Genomic DNA, 19,067 nt, shown 5'->3' on the forward strand with positions numbered 1-19,067 from the left:
TGTCTTCTTTTGGGAGTCTACGTACCACCGCTGATCAGGTATGACAGCCGGGCGTCCAGCATCGCCCGCAGCAGCTCCTGGCCGCCGGGCGGCACGGTGCCCGCCGCCACCAGCTCCTCCAGGGAGAATGCCCGGGGCCGCACCACGCGCAGCGACAGGCACGTCGACCCGACGGCCACCGGAGGGAGCACCGCATGCAGCCGTGTGCCGTCCGGCAGCCGGGCGTCCACCCATGGCCTGGCGTCGTCCAGCCGTCGGCCGGCCACGGCGGCGAGGCGCTGGGCGAGTCTGCGCACCGCGGCCGCGTCGGTGAATGCCACGTCCGTCCGCTCCAGTCCGGCTCCCCGGTCCACCCACACCTCGTCGGGGGCGGTCACCAGGACATCTGTGACGTCGGGGGCGGCGAGCAGCGGCTCCAGCGGCCCGGTGCCGACCAGCTCTGAGCGCAGGGCCGCGACGACGCTCAGGACTTCTGTGTCGCCGAGCAGCCTCCCCTCCTCGCGCAGGGCCGCCGCCACCCGCGCGGGCGTCGGCTCCGCCCCGCTTCGGGCCAGCCGCAGCCGCACTGCGTCCAGCAGCTCCGGCGACTCCACCCCCGCGCCACCGCGCTCGCGCCAGGTGACGCTCGTATTGACGCTCATGCCCCGCCCCCTTGCTGCTCCGCGTCTGCCAGGACCCGCCCCCAGAACGCCGAGCAGAACCGGGCGAGCGGTCCGCGGGCGCTGCCGCCCGGCGGCTCACCGCCGTCCAACGCATCCGGCAGCCCGGGCTCCGGCGGCAGCTCACCGGCCAGCGGCAGGTCCAGAAGCCGGGCGATCTCCTCGTCGTCGAGCCCCGGTCCGCATGGCCCGCGCACCACCGCGCGCAGATCCCGCAGCACCATGCCGACCGTCGATGCCACGCGGTGGGCGGCGGCGACCGCGCGCAGCTCGGCCGGCACGACCAGCAGGCCCAGATCCAGCTGGTCGAGGGCTTCGGCCACCGTGTCGTCCACCCGCCGCGGCAGGTCCACCACCACGACCCCGCCGCGCCGCCGCGCGGCCGCGAGCACCGCCCTCATCGCGGACGGCGCGATGGCCGCCGATTGGCCGCGGTCCCAGCTGAGCACGCGCAGGGAGTGCAGCTCGGGGAGCGATTCCTCCAGCGCGCTCCCGGCAACCCGGCCGCGCGATTCGGCGAAGGCGGGCCATCTCAGCCCCTCCGCACCCTCGCCGCCGAGCAGCACATCCAGGCCGCCGCCCAGCGGGTCTCCGTCGATGAGCATGGTGCGCCGCCCCGCGCGGGCGGCGGTGACCGCCAGGGCGCAGGCGAGGGTGCTGGCGCCCGCTCCGCCGCGCCCGCCGACGACTCCGATGGTGAGGGCTTGGCGGCCGACGCCCTCGGCCACGTCGGCGATGCGGTCCACCAGCCAGGTCTCGGCATCGGGCAGAAACGCCACATTGTCCGCGCCGAGGGCGACAGCTCGCTGCCAGATGCCGTGGTCGTCGAGGTCCCGTCCGATGAGCAGCACCCCCTCCCTGCGGGTGCCACCGCGCAGCCGGGCCGCGGCGTCGTCACCGACCAGAATGAGCGGGGCACCCTCCCAACTCCCCCGGCGCGCGGGCAAGCCATGCACCACTTCGGGCTCGGCCCCCGCCGCCGCGCACAGCCGTAACAAGTCGTCGAGAAGCTCTTCGTCCTCCGTGACGATCAGCGGTCTGCGCTGTCGTCCATCCGCCGCCGGTCGATTCGGTGTGATGGATCCAGCCACGATCCCCTCCCCTTCTCCTTACGCGCCCATCTCGTTACGCGCTCTCACTTCCGCGAACGATGAGCGCGAACGCCGTGGAGAATCAGCGTCCGGCGATCCAGAAAATCTTGGGGATCTTGGTCCAAAACTGTGGACAACTCATCAGTTGTGAATATCCCAGTCACCTAAACCAGTGACTTCCGGAGAGCAGCCTTGCGATTACGCACAGTCACGAATCAGTCTGGTGGGGTGGCAGTCGCCAGCCGAGGCCCGGAGGGGGAAATGATCAGGTGAAAAGACCGCAAATGCATCCGGACATGCGACGACCCCCGCCGGGGGGGAGAGCGGGGGTCGTCCCCACGGCCGACTCGGGGGGGGAGGAGTCGGACCGGGTTAGCACGGTCGCGAACGATCCGTGACTTCCATGGTGTACCCGAGAGCCTTCTCAGGCAAACCCACGCGCCCAGCTTACGCCGAATGGTGGGCCCTATGCTCGGCGTCGTGGAAAACCACTCGTTGCCTCGGACAGCCGCCTTCTTTGACCTGGACAAGACGGTCATTGCGAAGTCGAGCACGCTCACCTTCAGCAAGTCCTTCTACCAAGGTGGGCTGATCAACCGCCGCGCCGTACTGCGTACCGCATATGCGCAGTTCGTCTTCCTCGCCGGCGGGGCCGATCACGAGCAGATGGAACGGATGCGGGAGTATCTCTCGGCGCTGTGCCGTGGATGGAATGTCGAGCAGGTGCGGGAGATCGTCGCCGAGACCCTGCATGACCTCATCGACCCGATCATCTACGACGAGGCCGCCTCCCTCATTGAGGAACACCACACCGCCGGCCGCGATGTGGTCATCGTCAGCACCTCGGGCGCCGAGGTCGTCGAGCCGATCGGCGAGCTGCTGGGCGCGGACCGAGTCGTGGCCACCCGCATGGTCGTGGAGAACGGGGTGTTCACCGGCGAGGTGGAGTACTACGCCTATGGGCCGACCAAAGCGGAAGCCATCGCCGAGCTGGCCGAGTCCGAGGGCTATGACCTCTCCCGCTGCTACGCATATAGCGACTCGGCCACCGACCTGCCGATGCTGGAGTCCGTCGGCCATCCCCACGCGGTGAACCCGGGCCGCGCGCTGCGCCGCGAGGCCGCCGCCCGTGGCTGGCCGATCCTCTCCTTCAACAAGCCGGTGCGGCTGAAGCAGCGCGTGCCCTCGCTGTCCATGCCGCCGCGTCCGGTGCTGGCCGTGGTAGCCGCGGTGGGCGCGGCCGCAGCCACCGCCGGGCTGATGTGGTACGCCAGTCGGCGCCGCGCACCGTATGCCCGTATTTGAAGCCAATCACAAAGATCTGCGATGAGAGCTTCCGCTTGGGCTGACACAGGAGTAGAAAGGAATCGAAGGCCCGCGAGACCAGGGGCATCCGGAGGATTCCCCCAGACGCACCAAGGCCCACGGACCGAGCATGAATACTGGGCACCCACGCGACGCCGACCCGTCGATTACGGGCCAGCCGCACCAGGTGACGGGCGAAGATCCCGACCTGATGGGCGAATTCTCGTGCACGCATGGTAACCCGGTGGCCGTGCCAGCGGCGGCACCGAACTCGGTGCCGCCGCAACCATGTTCGGGCCTGCCGCAGCGCCCCCATACCGGACGCGATCCGGCCCTGCGGTGACTCAGGCGGCGCCGCGCTGCAGGGCCTCGCAGACCGCCGTGCTCTCACGGGCCCCCAACTCCACTGCACGCCCGCACTGTGCGATCCACGCCGCCATGCCCTCGGGCGTCCCCGAGACATAGCCCTTCAATGCCTCGGCGTATGCCGCAGCGCCCAATTCCGCGTGTCCGACCTCGGCCGCACAGATGGACTTCGGGTCAAGTCCGCTGCCCACCAGCACGATCCGCTCCGCCGCGCGGGCCACCAGGCCGTTGTAAGACCCAAAGGGCCGCAGGGCCAGCAGTTCACCGTGCACCACCGCGGCCGTCACCAGCGCCGGGGCCTGGCTCCCCGCAAGCAGCAGCCGCGCCAGCCCATCCAGTCGCCCGGCCACCTCGTCGGCGTCGGGCAGCGCCAGTTCGATCAGCGGCTCCTCGACCGGCTCACCCGCCAGCCGCGGCCGCCCCACCGTGTCGGCCACCTCCGTGCCCCCCGCCGCGACCAGATGCAGCCGGGCCAGCACCCGCAGCGGCGACTGCCGCCATACGCTCAGCAGCTGTCCGGCCTCGGCGGTCAGCCGCAGCGCCGCGCCCACCGTGCGCGGTTCGCCCTCCGATCCGAAATCGCTGCGGCGCCGCAACTCCTCCAGCGCCCAGTCGGCCCCGGCCAGGGCGGCGGAGCCGCGCGCCCCGCGCAGGGCCGCCTCGGATGTGACCTCATTGCTGCGGCGGCGCATCACCCGGTGGCCATAGACCCGGTCCACCGCGTCGCGCACGGCGTCCACGGAGTCGGTGACGCCGGGAAGCGCGGCCAGGGCGGCGAGCGGATCTGCTGTCGTACTCATGAGTACGACCCTACGCACCAACCGGCGCCCACGGCCGCCACCCCTCATTGGAGTGGTCTTCTTCACCGTATCCGCCTTCCTGGACGATCACTCACCTACGCTAGGTGAACATGAAGATCGCTTTCGTGGGCAAGGGCGGCAGCGGCAAGACGACGCTGTCCTCGCTGTTCATCCGCCACCTCGCCGCCACCGGCGCCCCCGTCATGGCCGTCGACGCGGACATCAACCAGCACCTCGGTGTGGCCCTCGGTCTGGACGAGCCGGAAGCCGCCGCACTGCCCGCCATGGGCGCCCACCTCCCCTTGATCAAGGACTACTTGCGCGGCACCAACCCCCGTATCTCCGGCGCCGACACGATGATCAAGACGACTCCGCCGGGCGAGGGCTCACGGCTCCTGCGGATCGACGAGGACAACCCGGTGTACGAGGCCTGCGCCCGTACGGTCGGGCTCGACAGCGGGCAGGTCCGCCTGATGGTGACCGGCCCGTTCACCGAGTCCGATCTCGGCGTCGCCTGCTACCACTCCAAGGTCGGCGCGATCGAGCTGTGTCTGAACCATCTGGTGGACGGCCGCGACGAGTTCGTCGTCGTCGACATGACCGCCGGCAGCGACTCCTTCGCCTCGGGCCTCTTCACCCGCTTCGACATGACGTTCCTGGTCGCTGAGCCCACACGCAAGGGCGTGGCGGTCTATCGCCAGTACAAGGAGTACGCCGCCGACTTCGACGTGGCGCTGCGCGTGGTCGGCAACAAGGTGCAAGGGCCGGAGGACCTGGCCTTTCTGCGCGCGGAGGTGGGCGACGACCTGCTGGTCACGGTCGGCCACTCGGACTGGGTGCGGGCCATGGAAAGGGGCCGCCCGCCGCGCTTCGAGAAGCTCGAGGAGGTCAACCGCCGCGCCCTGCGCACGCTGTACGAGGCGGCGGACGCGTCGTACGAGCGGCGGGACTGGCGGCGTTACAGCCGCCAGATGGTGCACTTCCATCTGAGGAACGCGGAGAGCTGGGGCAACGAGAAGACGGGCGCCGACCTGGCGGCCCAGGTCGACCCCGCCTTCATGCTGGGTGAATCCGTCCTGGCCGGGCGGCCGGCGGCTACTTCCGCTTCCGCTTGACCGGCTGCGCGGAGTGCGTGGAGGCCGGCTCGGCGGCCAAAAAGCCCGCCCAGCCGCCCTTCGGCCGCTTCCCGACATCCAGTTTGCGCAGTCGGCGCAGGACTCCGGGGTCCTGCGCGTCCAGCCAGTCGGCCAGTTGTTTGAAGGTGACGCAGCGCACGCCCTTCTTCGGGCAGACCTTCTTGATGGTGTCCTCGACGGCGTTCATATACGTTCCGCCGTTCCAGGACTCGAAGTGGTTGCCGATGAACAGCGGTGCCCGATTGCCCTTGTACGCCCGGCGGAAGGCGGCACGCAGTCCCCCGCGCATCTGCTTGCCCCAGGCGGCGCGCTTGGAGGGGTCGCCCTTGGTGGTGCCGGACTGGTTGGCGAGGAAGTTGTAGTCCATCGACAGGGTTTCGAAGGAATGGCCGGGCACGGGGATCTCCTGCAGCGGAAAGTCCCAGATTCCGTGGATCTTCTTCGGCCAGACCTGGCGGCCGCCCACGGAGCTGGCGTCGTAGCGGAATCCCATCTTCTTGCCCGCCTTGATCAGGTTCTTCTGCCCCTCCAGGCAGGGGGCGCGGCCGCCCACGAGCTCCTTGCCGTAGTCGAAGGGCAGCGGTTCGCCGTCCCGCTGGCCGGTGTTGGTCTTCCAGTGCTTGACGAACGACACGGCCTGCCGGGTCTCGTCGATCCACTCTTTGGGGCTCCAGGTGCCCACCCCGTCGTCCGGACCGCAGAAGTGACCGTTGAAGTGGGTGCCGATCTCATTGCCTTCGAGCCAGGCGGCGCCGAGTTGCTCGACGGTGTCCTTGACGCCCTTGATGTCGTTGAAGCCGATGGCCGAGGAGCCGCGCGAATGTCGCGGCGGATCGTAGAGGTCCCGCTTCTTGGCGGGCAGCATGTAAACGCCGCTGAGGAAGTACGTCATCGTCGCGTCGTACTTCCTGCCGACGGCGCGGAAGCGGGAGAAGAGCTTCTGGCCGTCCTGACCCGCGCCGTCCCACGAGAAGACGACGAACTGCGGTGGCTTGTCGCCCGGTTTGAGGCGGCGGGGTCTGAGCTGCCCCGGCTGCGGTCCGGTGTAGGAGGTCGATCCGTCACCGATGAGCCGGCCCTGTTTCCCGCCCAGCTTGGGGTGCTTGGGCACCGCCGGCCCGTTCCGCTGCGCGTCGCGGTCCGTCCGTGGCTGGCCCGGATTGCCTGAGCGCTGTGAGTCGTGCGAGTTCCCCGTGCAGTTGGCCAACGTGGCCAGCACGGCCATGACGGCCAACCCTGCAGTGACGTTTCTTCTGGGTCTCATGCCGCCACCTCGCCTCTCTCGTCGTTCCGCGTCGCGGGAGCTCGGACCGAGAGCCAAGCTCGCATGGAACGGAGAAAAGACAGAGCATGACAAGCCATTTCAAATGATTATTCACCCGTAAGGTGGAATATAGACCCGTTCCACCCGAAAAGACTTCCTGTCGACTTTACTCAGCATTACGATTCATTTACCAATGCTTGGGGGTCGATGCCGGGCTTGGGAATCAGACCGCAGTACGCCGTGACCCACGGCCGTGTTCTCATGCACGGCCGCGAAGCCCCGGAGGAGACGGGAATGTCGCAGCTCTTGAACCGGATCGGCGGGGTCTCCTGCCGACGGGACCTTTCCGCCTCGATCGTCATCTTTCTGATCGCGATCCCGCTCTCCCTCGGGCTCGCGCTGGCCACAGGCGCCCCTCTGCAGGCCGGTTTGGTCTCCGCCGTCGTGGGCGGAATCGTGGCCGGGCTGCTCGGGGGCGCCCCTCTCCAGGTGAGCGGCGCCGCGACCGGTCTGGTCGTGGTCACCGCCGATCTCGTGCAGCGCTACGGCTGGCGCACCACCTGCGCGATCACTGTGCTCGCCGGCGCGGCGCAACTGGCCTTCGGCGCCGTGCGGGTGGCGCGGGCCGCGCTCGCCATCAGCCCGGCCATCGTCCATGGGATGCTCGCGGGCATCGGTGTCGTCATCGCGGTCGGCCAGCTGCACGTGGTGCTCGGTGACAGCCCCGACAGCTCAGTGATCGACAACATCGCCGCACTGCCCACGGAGTTGAGACATCCGCACCCTGCCGCCCTTCTGGTGGGTGCGATCACCGTCGCAGTGCTCACGCTGTGGCCCTGGCTGCCGGGGAAGGCCGGGCGGGTCGCGCGTACCGTACCGGCGGCACTCGTCGCCGTCGTCGCGGCCACTGCGGTGAGCGCGGGTATGTCGGTGCCGCGCGTCGATCTGCCGTCCTGGGAGGTCCCGGCGCTGCCCGGACTCCCGGAAGGGCCGGTGCTCGGGCTGGTCGCCGCCGTACTGACGGTCACTTTGGTCGCGAGCATGGAATCGCTGCTGTCCGCCGTCGCCGTCGACCGGCTGCAAACCGCGGGACCCGGCCCGCGGACGGAGGCGCCGGGCGTGGCGCCGCGCCCGGTGCCGGAAAAGCAGCCGACCCGGCTGGACCGCGAGCTGGTCGGGCAGGGCGCGGCCAATATGGTCTCCGGGCTCCTGGGCGGGCTGCCGATCGCGGGAGGCGCGATCCGCGGCTCGGCGAATGTCCGAGCCGGTGCCGTGACCCGCCGGTCCACGGTGCTCCACGGCGTATGGGTGGCGCTGTGCGCGGGGCTGCTCGCCGGGGTGCTCGAGCTGATCCCGCTCGCGGCGCTCGCCGCGCTGGTCATGGTCGTCGGCGTGAAGATGGTCAGCTTCGCGCACATCAAGAACGTGCAGCGGAACCGGGAGTTCCCGGTGTATGCGGCCACGCTGGGCGCAGTCGTCCTGCTGGGCGTATTGCAGGGGGTAGTGGTCGGGATCGTGGTCGCGGTCGTCACGGCGCTGCGCCGGCTGGCCCACACCCGGATCACCGTGGCCGAGGAGGCCGGGCTGCACCGGGTGCGGGTGAGCGGGCAGCTGACGTTCCTGGCGGTGCCCCGGCTCAGCCGGGCCCTGGCGCAGCTGCCGGCCGGGGCCAGCGTGGTGGTGGAGCTCGGCGGCTGGTTCATGGACCACGCCGCGTATGACGCGCTGCATTCCTGGGCCGAGGGGCATCGGGCGCGCGGGGGCTGGGTCAGGCTCGGCGGCCGGTCGGGGCGGCCGATCGCCGAGCCGGCCAGCGCCCATACCTGCCGACCGTGGACGCCCTGGCGCAACCATCACTGCACCCGTCCCGCCCCGACGGCTGTGCTGAACGGCGGAGGGCAGCTGCTCGGCGGGGTGAGCGCCTTCCAGCGGCACACCGCGCCGCTGGTGCGGGAGGAGTTGGCGCGGCTCGCGCGGGAGGGGCAGCGGCCCACTCAGCTCTTCTTGACCTGCGCCGACTCGCGGCTGGTGACCAGCATGATCACCTCCAGTGGGCCCGGCGACCTGTTCACCGTGCGCAATGTGGGCAATCTGGTGCCACCGCCCGGCTCCGGAGACGCCTGTGACTCGGTGGGCGCGGCCCTCGAATACGCGGTGGAGGTGCTGAAGGTCGGCAGCATCACGGTGTGCGGACACTCGGGATGCGGGGCGATGCAGGCGCTGCTCGGCTCGGCGGTGCCCGCACCGTCCGGCAGGCAGGCGCCGCACGGCAGACAGGCGCCGTCCGGGACGCAGACACCACCCACGGCGCCGACACCGTCCGGCAGGCAGACGCCGGACGAGGCGTACACGCCGGCCGTCGCGCAGACGCCGGCCGTCGCGCAGACGCCGCTCGCGCGATGGCTGCGCCATGGGCGCCCGAGTCTGGCCCGTATGGAGCGGATCGGGCGGCTGGGGCGCGGGGAGGTGGCGCTCGGGGACCGACCCGTGGCCGATGAGCTGGAGCGGTTGGCGTTGGTCAACGTGGTGCAGCAGCTCGACCATCTGATGGCGCACGGCTGTGTGGCCCGCCGGGTGGCGGAGGGCGGGCTGATGCTTCAGGGGATGTACTTCCATGTGGGGGAGGCTCAGGCGTATGTGCTGGAGGCCGGGGGAGCGGGCAGATTCTCGGCTGTGCGGCCGGATCATGGCGCGGCAGCTGGTGCCTGTACGAGCGGCGGGGCCGCGGCGGCGGGCGTGGGCGGCGGGTCCCTGGCCGAGGGCGTGGGACTCATGTGATTACAGGTCTAAACCAATTTTTACCGACGACCCTTGTCAGGGTGCACCGCGGGCTGATGAGCTATGGCCTGGGACACAACGGTCACCCTGGGAAAGGGAGATGTCGTGAGCAACGAAAGCCTGGCCAACCTTCTTCGGGAGGAGCGTCGCTTCGCTCCACCCGCCGACCTGGCCGCCAACGCCAATGTCACGGCGGAGGCGTATGAGCGGGCGAAGGCTGACCGCCTGGGCTTCTGGGCCGAGCAGGCCCGTCGGCTGACCTGGGCCGCCGAGCCGACCGAGACGCTGGACTGGTCGAACCCGCCGTTCGCGAAGTGGTTCGCCGACGGCAAGCTCAATGTGGCGTACAACTGCGTCGACCGCCATGTGGAGAACGGGCTGGGCGACCGGGTGGCCATCCACTTCGAGGGCGAGCCCGGCGACACCCGCTCCGTCACCTACGCCGAGTTGCAGCGCGAGGTCTCCAAGGCGGCGCATGCCCTGACCGAGCTCGGGGTCCGGACCGGTGACCGGGTCGCGATCTATCTGCCGATGATCCCGGAGACCGTCGTCGCGATGCTGGCCTGTGCCCGCATCGGCGCCCCGCACTCCGTGGTCTTCGGCGGCTTCTCGGCCGACGCTCTCGCCACCCGCATCGAGGACGCCGACGCCCGGGTCGTGATCACCGCGGACGGAGGCTACCGCCGTGGCAAGCCCTCCGCGCTCAAGCCCGCCGTCGACGAGGCCCTGACCCGTCCGGGCACCGAGAACGTGGGCAATGTGCTGGTGGTCCGCCGCACCGGCCAGGAGGTGGCCTGGGCCGAGGGCCGCGATGTGTGGTGGCACGAGCTCGTCGACCGCCAGCCGGAGCAGCACACCCCCGAGGCGTTCGACGCCGAGCACCCGCTCTTCATCCTCTACACCTCGGGCACCACCGGTAAGCCCAAGGGCATCCTGCACACCACGGGCGGCTATCTCACCCAGGTCTCCTACACCCACCACGCCGTCTTCGACCTCAAGCCGGAGTCGGATGTGTACTGGTGCACGGCCGACGTCGGCTGGGTCACCGGCCACTCGTACATCGTCTACGGACCGCTGTCCAACGGCGCGACCCAGGTGCTCTACGAGGGCACCCCGGACACCCCGCACCAGGGCCGCTGGTGGGAGATCGTCCAGAAGTACGGCGTCACGATCCTCTACACCGCCCCGACCGCGATCCGCGCCTGCATGAAGTGGGGCGACGACATCCCGGCCAAGTTCGACCTGTCCTCGCTGCGCATCCTCGGCTCGGTCGGCGAGCCGATCAACCCTGAGGCATGGGTCTGGTACCGCAAGCACATCGGCGCGGACAAGACGCCCGTGGTTGACACCTGGTGGCAGACCGAGACCGGCGGGATGATGATCAGCCCGCTGCCGGGTGTCACCGAGACCAAGCCCGGTTCGGCCCAGATCCCGCTCCCCGGTATCTCCGCCACCGTCATCGACGACGACGCCAACGAGGTGCCGGACGGCTCCGGCGGCTACCTGGTCCTCACCGAGCCCTGGCCGTCCATGCTCCGCACCATCTGGGGCGACGACCAGCGCTATCTGGACACCTACTGGTCGCGCTTCGCCAACCGCTACTTCGCGGGCGACGGCGCCAAGAAGGACGACGACGGCGACATCTGGCTGCTCGGCCGGGTCGACGACGTCATGCTGGTCTCCGGCCACAACATCTCCACGACCGAGGTGGAGTCGGCGCTCGTCTCGCACCCCAAGGTCGCCGAGGCCGCGGTCGTCGGGGCCACCGACCCCCAGACCACCCAGGCCATCTGCGCCTTCGTCATTCTGCGCGGCGGCGCCGCGGAGGAAGACGGTCTGGTCGAGGAGTTGCGGGCCCACGTCTCGAAGCACCTCGGCCCGATCGCCAAGCCCAAGCGGATCCTGCCGGTGGCCGAGCTGCCCAAGACTCGCTCCGGCAAGATCATGCGTCGGCTGCTGCGCGATGTCGCCGAGAACCGCACCCTCGGCGATGTCACCACCCTCACCGACTCTTCCGTCATGGAGCTCATCCAGAGCAAGCTGCCGTCCGCCGCCAGCGAGGACTGACCCGGTCACAGCGGTCGTGCGGCGGAGCCGCGTATCGGCCCGCGCGGCGGAGCCGCATATCGACACCGACGGAATGCGGAAGACGGAGGGCGCCCGGCCTGGCGGGGCGCCCTCCGGGCATTTCAGTTAGGGTGGAAAGCCATCGCGTCAAGAACGCGACAAGAACAAGTTTTCGAGGGCGCGCCGGGAAGTCTGGTCGGCACACACGCCACACGTGTATCCCCACATGTGGAATCACACGCGTGCATATGTCCGACCGCCCCAGGAGGGTTCCCCGTGGCCGCGCCCATCCGCCGCAAGTTCCTCGGACGTCTGTCGCTGCCCGAGCGGACCTTCGTCACCGACGCCCTGCGCACCGAAACCGTCGGCGGCATCATCCTGCTGGTCGCCGCCATCGCCGCGCTGTTCCTCGCCAACACCCCACTCAGCGGCATCTACCAGGACGTCAGGGACTTCTCCTTCGGCCCCGACGCGCTGCATCTGCGGCTGTCGATCGACTCCTGGGCCGCGGACGGCCTGCTCACCATCTTCTTCTTCGTGGCCGGCATCGAGCTCAAGCGTGAGCTGATCGCGGGCGAACTGCGCGACCGCAGGGCGGCCGCGCTCCCCGTCATGGCAGCGATATGCGGCATGGCCATGCCCGCCCTCGTCTATGTGGCCGTGGGCGCGGCCGGCGGCGGAAATCTCAAGGGCTGGGCGGTGCCCACCGCCACCGACATCGCCTTCGCCCTCGCCGTGCTCGCCGTCATCGGCACCGCCCTGCCCGCCGCCCTGCGCGCGTTTCTGCTCACCCTCGCGGTGGTGGACGACCTCGGCGCGATCCTGATCATCGCGATCTTCTATACGACGCATATCGACTTCGTCGCCCTCGGCCTCGCCTTCGCTGGTCTCGTCGTGTTCTGGACGCTGCACCGCAAGGGCATACGCGGCGCATACATCTATGTCCCACTGGCCTTCGTCATCTGGGCCCTGATGCATGCGAGCGGGGTGCACGCCACGATCGCCGGCGTCGCCATGGGCCTGATGCTGCGCTGCACCGTGCGCGAGGGCGAGGAGCGCTCCCCCGCCGAGCGCATCGAGCACCGGGTGCGCCCGCTGTCGGCCGGACTCGCCGTCCCGCTGTTCGCCCTCTTCGCCGCCGGGGTCCCGGTCTCCGGCGAAGCCATCGGGCAGGTCTTCTCCCGTCCCGAGACGCTCGGCGTCGTCCTCGGCCTCGTCGTGGGCAAGACCATCGGCGTCTTCGGCGGCTCCTGGCTCGCCGCCCGCTTCACCAAGGCGGAGCTGAACGAGGACCTGGCCTGGGCGGATGTGTTCGCAATCGCCTCGCTCGCCGGGATCGGCTTCACCGTCTCCCTGCTCATCGGCGAGCTGGCCTTCCCCGCCGACCCCACGCTCGCCGCCGAGGTGAAGGCGGCGGTGCTCATCGGCTCGCTGCTCGCCGCGGTCGTCTCGGGCGTCCTGCTGAAGATGCGTAACAACACCTACCGGCAGCTGTGCGAGGAAGAGGAGCGGGACGAGGACCAGGACGGCATCCCCGACATCTACGAACTCGACAGTCCGGCCTACCACCTTCGGATGGCCGCGATCCACGAGGCCAAGGCCGCCGAGCACCGCCGACTTGCCGAAGTGGCTGCCGCATCCGACTCCGGTGACGATGGTCCGGCATGATCTGAGAGGCTTGACGACCGCGGAGAAGCGCAGAAGACATGGCAGACGCGCAAGACGACGAGCAAGACGACGCGTACGACGACGCGGAAGACGTGCGGGACGCATAAGACGTGCGAGAGCAGAGGGAGATGGCGATGAGCGCAGCCGACGACGGCGGCAACCGCAGCCTCGGCCAGCTGGTGGCGACGGCGACCACCGAACTGTCCGCGCTGGTGCACGACGAGATCGCGCTGGCCAAGGCCGAATTCCGGGACAGCGCCCGGCGCACGCTGTTCGGCAGCGGCGCGGCCATCGTGGCCGGGGTGCTGCTGCTGTTCTCGCTGCCGGTGCTGAGCTTCGCCCTCGCCTACGGCCTGCGCGCCTGGACCGGCCTCGGCCTCGCCTGGTGCTTTCTGATCGTGGGTGGCATCTATTGGCTGATCGCCGGGATCCTGGGCGTCTTCGCGCTCGCCAAGTTCAAGCGGGTCAAGGCGCCGAAGAAGTCCGTGGCCTCGGCCAAGGAGACGGCGGCCGTACTGGGGAGCGTCAAGCCACACCCGCGCGCAGCGGCCAATGGCGGCCGCCCGGCACGGGATGTGACACGCTCGACCGCATGACGGCCCCTGACACCTCCGCCTCGGTCGTACGGCTCGACGGACCCTGGACCCATCGGGACGTCGCGGCCAACGGCGCGCGCTTCCATATCGCCGAGCTGGGTGACGGCCCGCTGGTCCTGCTGCTGCATGGCTTTCCGCAGTTCTGGTGGGCCTGGCGGCATCAGCTGACCGCCCTGGCCGAGGCCGGCTTCCGAGCGGTGGCGATGGATCTGCGCGGGGTGGGCGGCAGCGACCGTACGCCCCGGGGCTACGACCCGGCCAACCTCGCCCTCGACATCACCGGGGTGGTCCGCTCGCTCGGCGAGCCCGACGCCGCGCTCGTCGGCCATGACCTGGGCGGATACCTCGCTTGGACGGCCGCGGTGATGCGGCCGAAACTGGTCCGGCGACTCGCGGTGGCCTCGATGCCGCATCCGCGGCGCTGGCGCTCGGCCATGCTGCGGGACGTCAAGCAGAGCGCGGCCAGCTCTTACGTATGGGGCTTCCAGCGGCCCTGGCTGCCCGAGCGGCAGCTGACCGCGGACGATGGGGCGCTGGTGGGGCGGCTGATCCGGGACTGGTCGGGGCCTCGGCTGCCCGAGGACCAGGCCGTGGAGATCTACCGGCGGGCGATGACCATCCCGTCGACGGCACACTGCTCGATCGAGCCGTACCGCTGGATGGTGCGGTCGCTGGCGCGGCCGGACGGTTTCCAGTTCAACCGGCGGATGCGGCGGCCGGTGCGGGTGCCCACGCTGCATCTGCACGGGTCACTCGACCCGGTGATGCGCACCCGCAGCGCGGCGGGTTCTGGAGAGTACGTAGAGGCGCCCTACCGCTGGCGGCTCTTCGACGGCCTCGGGCACTTCCCGCACGAGGAGGATCCGGTCGCCTTCTCCACCGAGCTGATCAACTGGCTCAAGGACCCCGAGCCCGACCGCTGAGGCCACAGACCGCCCGTTCCGCGGACAAGCCGCCGGTTCGGTGTCGGCACGCTGTCCGCTGCAGGCACATTGGGCGAACACCTGTTTTTCGAACGGCCACTTGCCTGGAGCATAGGCCAATTGCCGCGGCCAGCGGCGATTACGGACCTTGGGCCCCGGGCAGAGACCCAGGTATGGGCTGGACGCACGACTACCGTGACGCACCAAGCGACCGCGGCTCCACAGCCGCCGCTGCTGCCAATACCGCGCTGAGCGTTTCCGAGCGGGGCGGTCCCGGGCCTTCCGCAGGCCATGACCCCGATATGGGGATCCCGCGCATCATCCGCCGCAGGGCCCGCTGGGTCTCCGCTCGGCTGCGCCATCCACGCGGCCGTCAGTAGCGGCCGTTCACACAGCGCGACATAACACGCGCTGTGGCCGCGAGGCTTCTCGCGGCCACAGGGGAACGATCAGCGGGGTCGGCTTTACAGCGCGCAGCCCTTGGTGTCCACCGGGGCCTGGGCCGTACGGCCCTGCTCGGCGTCCTTGCGCACCTCGTCCGCGGTCAGCGCGTATCCGGTGTCCGCGTTGTCGAGGGACTTGGCGAAAACCACGCCGTACACCCGGCCCTGCGGGGTGAGCAGCGGGCCGCCGGAGTTGCCCTGCCGCACGGTCGCGAACAGTGAGTAGACATCGCGGTGCACGTTGCCGTCGTGGTAGATGTCCGGCCCCTTGGCCTCGATACGGTCGCGGACGCGCGCCGCGCGCACATCAAAGGCGCCGTTCTCGGGGAATCCGGCGACGATCGCGCCGTCGCCGCTGCGCGCGTCACCCTCGGCGAACTTGAGCGCGGGCGCGTTCAACGAGGGCACGTCCAGGACGGCGATATCGCGCTTCCAGTCGTAGAGCACGACCCTCGCCTCGTAGAGCCGTCCCTCGCCGCCTATCTGCACGGTCGGGTGGTCGACCCCGCCGACGACATGGGCGTTGGTCATCACCCGATGCCGCGCGAAGACGAAACCGGAGCCCTCCAGGACCTTGCCGCAGCTGGGGGCGGTGCCGACGACCTTCACGATGCTCTGCTTGGCATTGGTGGCCACCGGGCTCGAGGCGAGCGCCGGGTCCGGCGCCGGCACCGAGGTGATGGGCTCGTTCGAGAAGGGCGAGAAGACCTGCGGGAAGCCGTTCTGCGCGAGCACCGAGCGGAAATCGGAGAACCAGGTGGTCGCCTCGTCCGGGACCACCCGGGAGACCCCGAACAGCACCTTGGAGTTATTGACCTCCTTGCTCACGGTGGGCAGCGAGGAGCCGGCCAGGTAGTAGCCGATCAGCCAGGCGACCAGGAGCATCGCCATCACGTTGACCAGCGCGCCACCGGTCGCGTCCAGGGCGCGCGCAGGCGACCAGGTGATGTGACGGCGCAGCTTGTTGCCCAGGTGGGTGGTGGCGGCCTGGCCGACCGAGGCGAACACGATCACCAGCACGACCGCCATGACCGCGCCGAAGGTGCCCGGGGACGCCTGATCAGTGGTGCCGTCCCAGATCACCGGCAGCAGGTAGACCGCGGCGAGGCCACCACCGATGAAGCCGATCACCGACAGAACGCCGACGACGAAGCCCTGGCGGTAGCCGACGACCGCGAACCACACGGCGGCGAGCAGCAGCAGGATGTCCAGCACATTCACCGGGACACCGTCTCATGCACGCCAGTCGAGCGGGACGCGGTTGTCACGGTTCCAAGGTCTTTCCCAGCCCGCGTAGTGCAAGATCCGGTCAATCACTCCGGCCGTGAATCCCCAGACCAAAGCCCCTTCGACGAGGAAGCAGGGGCCGGTGTGACCGCTCGGGTGGACGGTGGTCGCCCGATGCGCCGGATCCGTGAGATCCGCCACGGGCACGGTGAAGACCCGGGCCGTCTCCGCGGGGTCGACGGGCCGGATCGGGCTGGGCTTGCGCCACCAGCCGAGCACCGGAGTCACCACGAAGCCGCTCACCGGGATGTAGAGCCGCGGCAGCACCGCGAAGAGCTGCACCCCGGCCGGGTCCAGGCCCGTCTCCTCCTCGGCCTCGCGCAGCGCCGCGCTCACCGGGCCGGCCCCTTCCGGATCGCCGTCCTCCGGGTCGAGCGCGCCCCCGGGGAAGGATGGCTGGCCCGCATGCGAGCGCAGCGAGCCCGCACGCTCCAGAAGCAGCAGCTCAGGCCCGCGCTCGCCCTCCCCGAACAGCACCAGGACGGCGGAGGGGCGCCCGCCGCCCCGCGCAGGCGGCAGAAACCGGCTCAGCTGCCGGGCCTCCACCGTCTCCGCGGCGCGGGCCACGGGCATCAGCCATTCGGGCAGCCCATCACTGGTCACACCGGCCATACCGCCGTACGTGCTCGTCACTCGGCGGCCTCCACGGGAGCGGCCGACCCCAGGGAAGCGGCCGCCTCCAGCGGAGCGGCGGCCTCCAGGGAGGCGGTGGCCCCCAGAGGGACGGCGGCCCGGCCCGGATAGTCGGTCGGCGGCCGCAGGCGCTGCCCCGGCTGGCCGCCAAGCTCGTACTTCAGCAGCTTCTTCGCCTTGTCCGGATCCGTCTCCCCCTCCCCGTACGACGGGCACAGCGGGGCGATCGGGCAGGCGCCGCAGGCGGGCTTGCGGGCGTGGCAGACGCGGCGGCCGTGGAAGATGATGCGGTGCGAGAGCATCGTCCACTCGCTCTTCGGGAAGAGCGCGGCGATCTCCGCCTCAACCTTCTCCGGGTCCTCCTGGCCGGTCCACTTCCAGCGCCGCACCAGCCGCCCGAAGTGAGTGTCCACGGTCAGCCCCGGCACTCCGAAGGCGTTTCCGAGGACCACATTGGCCGTCTTGCGCCCGACACCCGGCAGCGTCACCAGATCCTCCAGGCGGCCCGGCACCTCGCCGCCGAAGCGGTCCCGCAGCGCGGCGGACAGCCCCAGCAGGGACTTCGCCTTGGCCCGGAAGAAGCCCGTCGGCCGGATCAGCTGCTCCAGCGCCTCGGGGTCGGCGGCGGCCATGTCCTCGGGCGTCGGATAGGCGGCGAACAGGGCGGGGGTGGTCTGGTTGACCCGCAGGTCGGTGGTCTGGGCGGACAGGACCGTGGCGACCAGCAGCTGGAAGGGGTTCTCGAAGTCCAGCTCGGGGTGCGCGTACGGATACGTCTCGGCGAGCTCGCGATTGATCCGGCGGGCCCGGCGGACGAGCGCGAGCCGGGATTCGGGGCGGGCGGCGGCGGCCTTACGGGGTCTGGCGGCGTCGGCGGGTTGAGCAGCACCGGTGGTTTCGGCGCCATCGGCGGTTTCGGCAGCTTCAGCGGCTTTAGCTGTTTTAGCGGCTTTGGCCGCTTTGGCGGTGCTCTGCGCTCCAGTGGTCTTCCGCGCCTCTGCGGTCTTCCGCGCTCCGGCCGCACCAGCTCCTTTGGCGGCTTCGGCGGCTTCGGCGGCTTTTGTCCGCTTGATTGTTTTGTGTGGATTTGCCGTTTCCGCTGGCTGGGCCGACCCTTGTTCGCCCACAGCGGAATTACGAGGTGCGCTCACCCGTCCGGCCCCCTTGCCCCGTGCTTTCACCGGCCTATTGGACACCCAGCCAGCCTAAGCCCCGGCACTGACATACGCTCCGACCACAGGAAAGAGCCGCTCAATCGGACCCCTGCCGCACAGTGCCGCAGGCAGGTGCGTCAAACTTGTGATTGATCGCACTGTTTTACCGTCCGGCATCATGGGGACGACGGTCCCCTGTGCATGTCGACAAGGAGAGTCTCGTGGACGACGTTCTGCGGCGCGCCCCGCTTTTCGCGGCGCTCGATGACGAGCAGGCCGCTGAGCTGCGCGCCTCCATGGGAGAGGTCACCCTCGCGCGCGGTGACGCCCTCTTCCACGAAGGGGACCCGGGCGACCGCCTGTACGTGGTCACCGAAGGCAAAGTGAAGCTCCACCGCACCTCTCCCGACGGCCGCGAGAACATGCTGGCCGTGCTCGGGCCCGGCGAGCTGATCGGCGAGCTGTCACTCTTCGACCCCGGCCCGCGTACCGCCACCGCCACCGCCCTCACCGAGGTCAAGCTGCTCGGCCTCGGCCACGGCGACCTGCAGCCGTGGCTGAACGCCCGGCCCGAGGTCGCCACGGCGCTGCTGCGCGCGGTCGCCCGGCGCCTGCGCAAGACCAACGACCAGATGTCCGACCTGGTCTTCTCGGATGTCCCCGGGCGCGTGGCCCGCGCGCTGCTCGACCTCTCGCGCCGCTTCGGCGTGCAGTCGGAGGAGGGCATCCACGTCGTCCACGACCTCACGCAGGAAGAGCTGGCCCAGCTGGTCGGCGCCTCGCGTGAGACGGTCAACAAGGCCCTCGCCGACTTCGCGGGCCGCGGCTGGCTGCGGCTGGAGGCACGCGCGGTGATCCTGCTGGACGTCGAGCGGCTCGCCAAGCGGTCCCGCTGAC

The 19,067-nt window shown here is 70.1% G+C and carries 15 protein-coding genes and 1 pseudogene; 9 read left to right on the top strand and 7 right to left on the bottom strand.

All coding sequences use genetic code 11. From position 1 onward, the window contains the following. Positions 1 to 20: 20 nt before the first annotated feature. A pseudogene (locus tag CCN51_RS16930) lies at positions 21 to 641 on the bottom strand (ATPase, T2SS/T4P/T4SS family); the annotation flags it as partial. After that, the gene (gene ssd, locus CCN51_RS16935; RefSeq protein ID WP_014178416.1) at positions 638 to 1,750 is read right to left on the bottom strand and encodes a septum site-determining protein Ssd; all 1,113 of its coding nucleotides are present in this window, start codon (positions 1,748 to 1,750) and stop codon (positions 638 to 640) included. The gene ssd and the pseudogene CCN51_RS16930, both read right to left, overlap by 4 nt. Before the next feature lie 468 nt (positions 1,751 to 2,218). Here ssd and CCN51_RS16940 point away from each other — a divergent pair, with 468 nt between their 5' ends. After that, positions 2,219 to 3,055, top strand: coding sequence for an HAD family hydrolase (locus tag CCN51_RS16940; RefSeq protein WP_014178415.1), 837 nt, complete (start codon positions 2,219 to 2,221; stop codon positions 3,053 to 3,055). Positions 3,056 to 3,399: 344 nt separating this feature from the next. On the opposite strand, the gene CCN51_RS16945 is transcribed toward CCN51_RS16940, so the two are convergent. Further along, a complete protein-coding gene (locus tag CCN51_RS16945; RefSeq protein ID WP_014178414.1) occupies positions 3,400 to 4,221 on the bottom strand; it encodes a Fic family protein in 822 nt (273 codons plus the stop codon). A 110-nt stretch (positions 4,222 to 4,331) separates the two neighbouring features. Here CCN51_RS16945 and CCN51_RS16950 point away from each other — a divergent pair, with 110 nt between their 5' ends. Continuing rightward, entirely contained in the window at positions 4,332 to 5,336 is a 1,005-nt protein-coding gene (locus CCN51_RS16950) for an ATP-binding protein (protein ID WP_014178413.1), read from the top strand. Here CCN51_RS16950 and CCN51_RS16955 read toward each other — a convergent pair. After that, a complete protein-coding gene (locus tag CCN51_RS16955; protein WP_043487366.1) occupies positions 5,317 to 6,621 on the bottom strand; it encodes a polysaccharide deacetylase family protein in 1,305 nt (434 codons plus the stop codon). The two genes, CCN51_RS16950 and CCN51_RS16955, sit on opposite strands and share 20 nt — an antisense overlap. Positions 6,622 to 6,915: 294 nt before the next feature. Here CCN51_RS16955 and CCN51_RS16960 point away from each other — a divergent pair, with 294 nt between their 5' ends. From CCN51_RS16960 to CCN51_RS57420, 6 genes are all read left to right on the top strand, one after another. Beyond that, entirely contained in the window at positions 6,916 to 9,399 is a 2,484-nt protein-coding gene (locus CCN51_RS16960; protein ID WP_086859693.1) for a SulP family inorganic anion transporter, read from the top strand. 105 nt (positions 9,400 to 9,504) lie between these two features. Then, a complete protein-coding gene (gene acs / locus CCN51_RS16965) occupies positions 9,505 to 11,466 on the top strand; it encodes an acetate--CoA ligase (protein ID WP_014178410.1) in 1,962 nt (653 codons plus the stop codon). 276 nt (positions 11,467 to 11,742) lie between these two features. Further along, positions 11,743 to 13,134: a Na+/H+ antiporter NhaA gene (nhaA, locus tag CCN51_RS16970; protein WP_014178409.1), complete on the top strand. Its 1,392-nt coding sequence runs from the start codon at positions 11,743 to 11,745 to the stop codon at positions 13,132 to 13,134. 134 nt (positions 13,135 to 13,268) lie between these two features. Then, positions 13,269 to 13,730, top strand: a complete 462-nt coding sequence (locus tag CCN51_RS16975; protein WP_014178408.1) for a phage holin family protein — start codon at positions 13,269 to 13,271, stop codon at positions 13,728 to 13,730. After that, positions 13,727 to 14,653, top strand: a complete 927-nt coding sequence (locus CCN51_RS16980; protein ID WP_014178407.1) for an alpha/beta fold hydrolase — start codon at positions 13,727 to 13,729, stop codon at positions 14,651 to 14,653. The genes CCN51_RS16975 and CCN51_RS16980 overlap by 4 nt, the downstream gene beginning before the upstream one ends. A gap of 173 nt (positions 14,654 to 14,826) precedes the next feature. Continuing rightward, the gene (locus tag CCN51_RS57420) at positions 14,827 to 15,033 is read left to right on the top strand and encodes a hypothetical protein (protein WP_078610579.1); all 207 of its coding nucleotides are present in this window, start codon (positions 14,827 to 14,829) and stop codon (positions 15,031 to 15,033) included. An 84-nt stretch (positions 15,034 to 15,117) separates the two neighbouring features. Here CCN51_RS57420 and CCN51_RS16990 read toward each other — a convergent pair whose 3' ends face one another. The 3 genes from CCN51_RS16990 to nth are packed head-to-tail and all read right to left on the bottom strand — an operon-like array spanning position 15,118 to position 18,143. After that, positions 15,118 to 16,317 carry a MarP family serine protease gene (locus CCN51_RS16990; RefSeq protein ID WP_014178406.1) on the bottom strand — a complete coding sequence of 400 codons (1,200 nt, stop codon included), beginning with the start codon at positions 16,315 to 16,317 and terminating at the stop codon, positions 15,118 to 15,120. 12 nt (positions 16,318 to 16,329) lie between these two features. Next, positions 16,330 to 16,995: an NUDIX hydrolase gene (locus tag CCN51_RS16995; protein ID WP_043491038.1), complete on the bottom strand. Its 666-nt coding sequence runs from the start codon at positions 16,993 to 16,995 to the stop codon at positions 16,330 to 16,332. Between the two features lie 17 nt (positions 16,996 to 17,012). Then, positions 17,013 to 18,143, bottom strand: coding sequence for an endonuclease III (nth, locus tag CCN51_RS17000; protein ID WP_014178404.1), 1,131 nt, complete (start codon positions 18,141 to 18,143; stop codon positions 17,013 to 17,015). A gap of 248 nt (positions 18,144 to 18,391) precedes the next feature. Here nth and CCN51_RS17005 point away from each other — a divergent pair, with 248 nt between their 5' ends. Continuing rightward, positions 18,392 to 19,066, top strand: a complete 675-nt coding sequence (locus tag CCN51_RS17005) for a Crp/Fnr family transcriptional regulator (RefSeq protein ID WP_003981529.1) — start codon at positions 18,392 to 18,394, stop codon at positions 19,064 to 19,066. The last annotated feature ends 1 nt before the right edge of the window (position 19,067 follow it).

It is taken from the genome of Streptomyces milbemycinicus (genome assembly GCF_002154605.1).
Lineage (GTDB): Bacteria > Actinomycetota > Actinomycetes > Streptomycetales > Streptomycetaceae > Streptomyces > Streptomyces milbemycinicus.

Excerpts from the sequence above, each read along its gene's own strand:
- CCN51_RS16960 (WP_086859693.1), top strand. The coding sequence starts at position 6,916 with ATGTCGCAGCTCTTGAACCGGATCGGCGGGGTCTCCTGCCGACGGGAC.
- CCN51_RS16995 (WP_043491038.1), bottom strand. The coding sequence starts at position 16,995 with ATGGCCGGTGTGACCAGTGATGGGCTGCCCGAATGGCTGATGCCCGTG.
- CCN51_RS16940 (WP_014178415.1), top strand. The coding sequence starts at position 2,219 with ATGCTCGGCGTCGTGGAAAACCACTCGTTGCCTCGGACAGCCGCCTTC.
- CCN51_RS57420 (WP_078610579.1), top strand. The coding sequence starts at position 14,827 with ATGGGCTGGACGCACGACTACCGTGACGCACCAAGCGACCGCGGCTCC.
- CCN51_RS16975 (WP_014178408.1), top strand. The coding sequence starts at position 13,269 with ATGAGCGCAGCCGACGACGGCGGCAACCGCAGCCTCGGCCAGCTGGTG.
- CCN51_RS16950 (WP_014178413.1), top strand. The coding sequence starts at position 4,332 with ATGAAGATCGCTTTCGTGGGCAAGGGCGGCAGCGGCAAGACGACGCTG.
- CCN51_RS16980 (WP_014178407.1), top strand. The coding sequence starts at position 13,727 with ATGACGGCCCCTGACACCTCCGCCTCGGTCGTACGGCTCGACGGACCC.
- CCN51_RS16945 (WP_014178414.1), bottom strand. The coding sequence starts at position 4,221 with ATGAGTACGACAGCAGATCCGCTCGCCGCCCTGGCCGCGCTTCCCGGC.
- CCN51_RS16955 (WP_043487366.1), bottom strand. The coding sequence starts at position 6,621 with ATGAGACCCAGAAGAAACGTCACTGCAGGGTTGGCCGTCATGGCCGTG.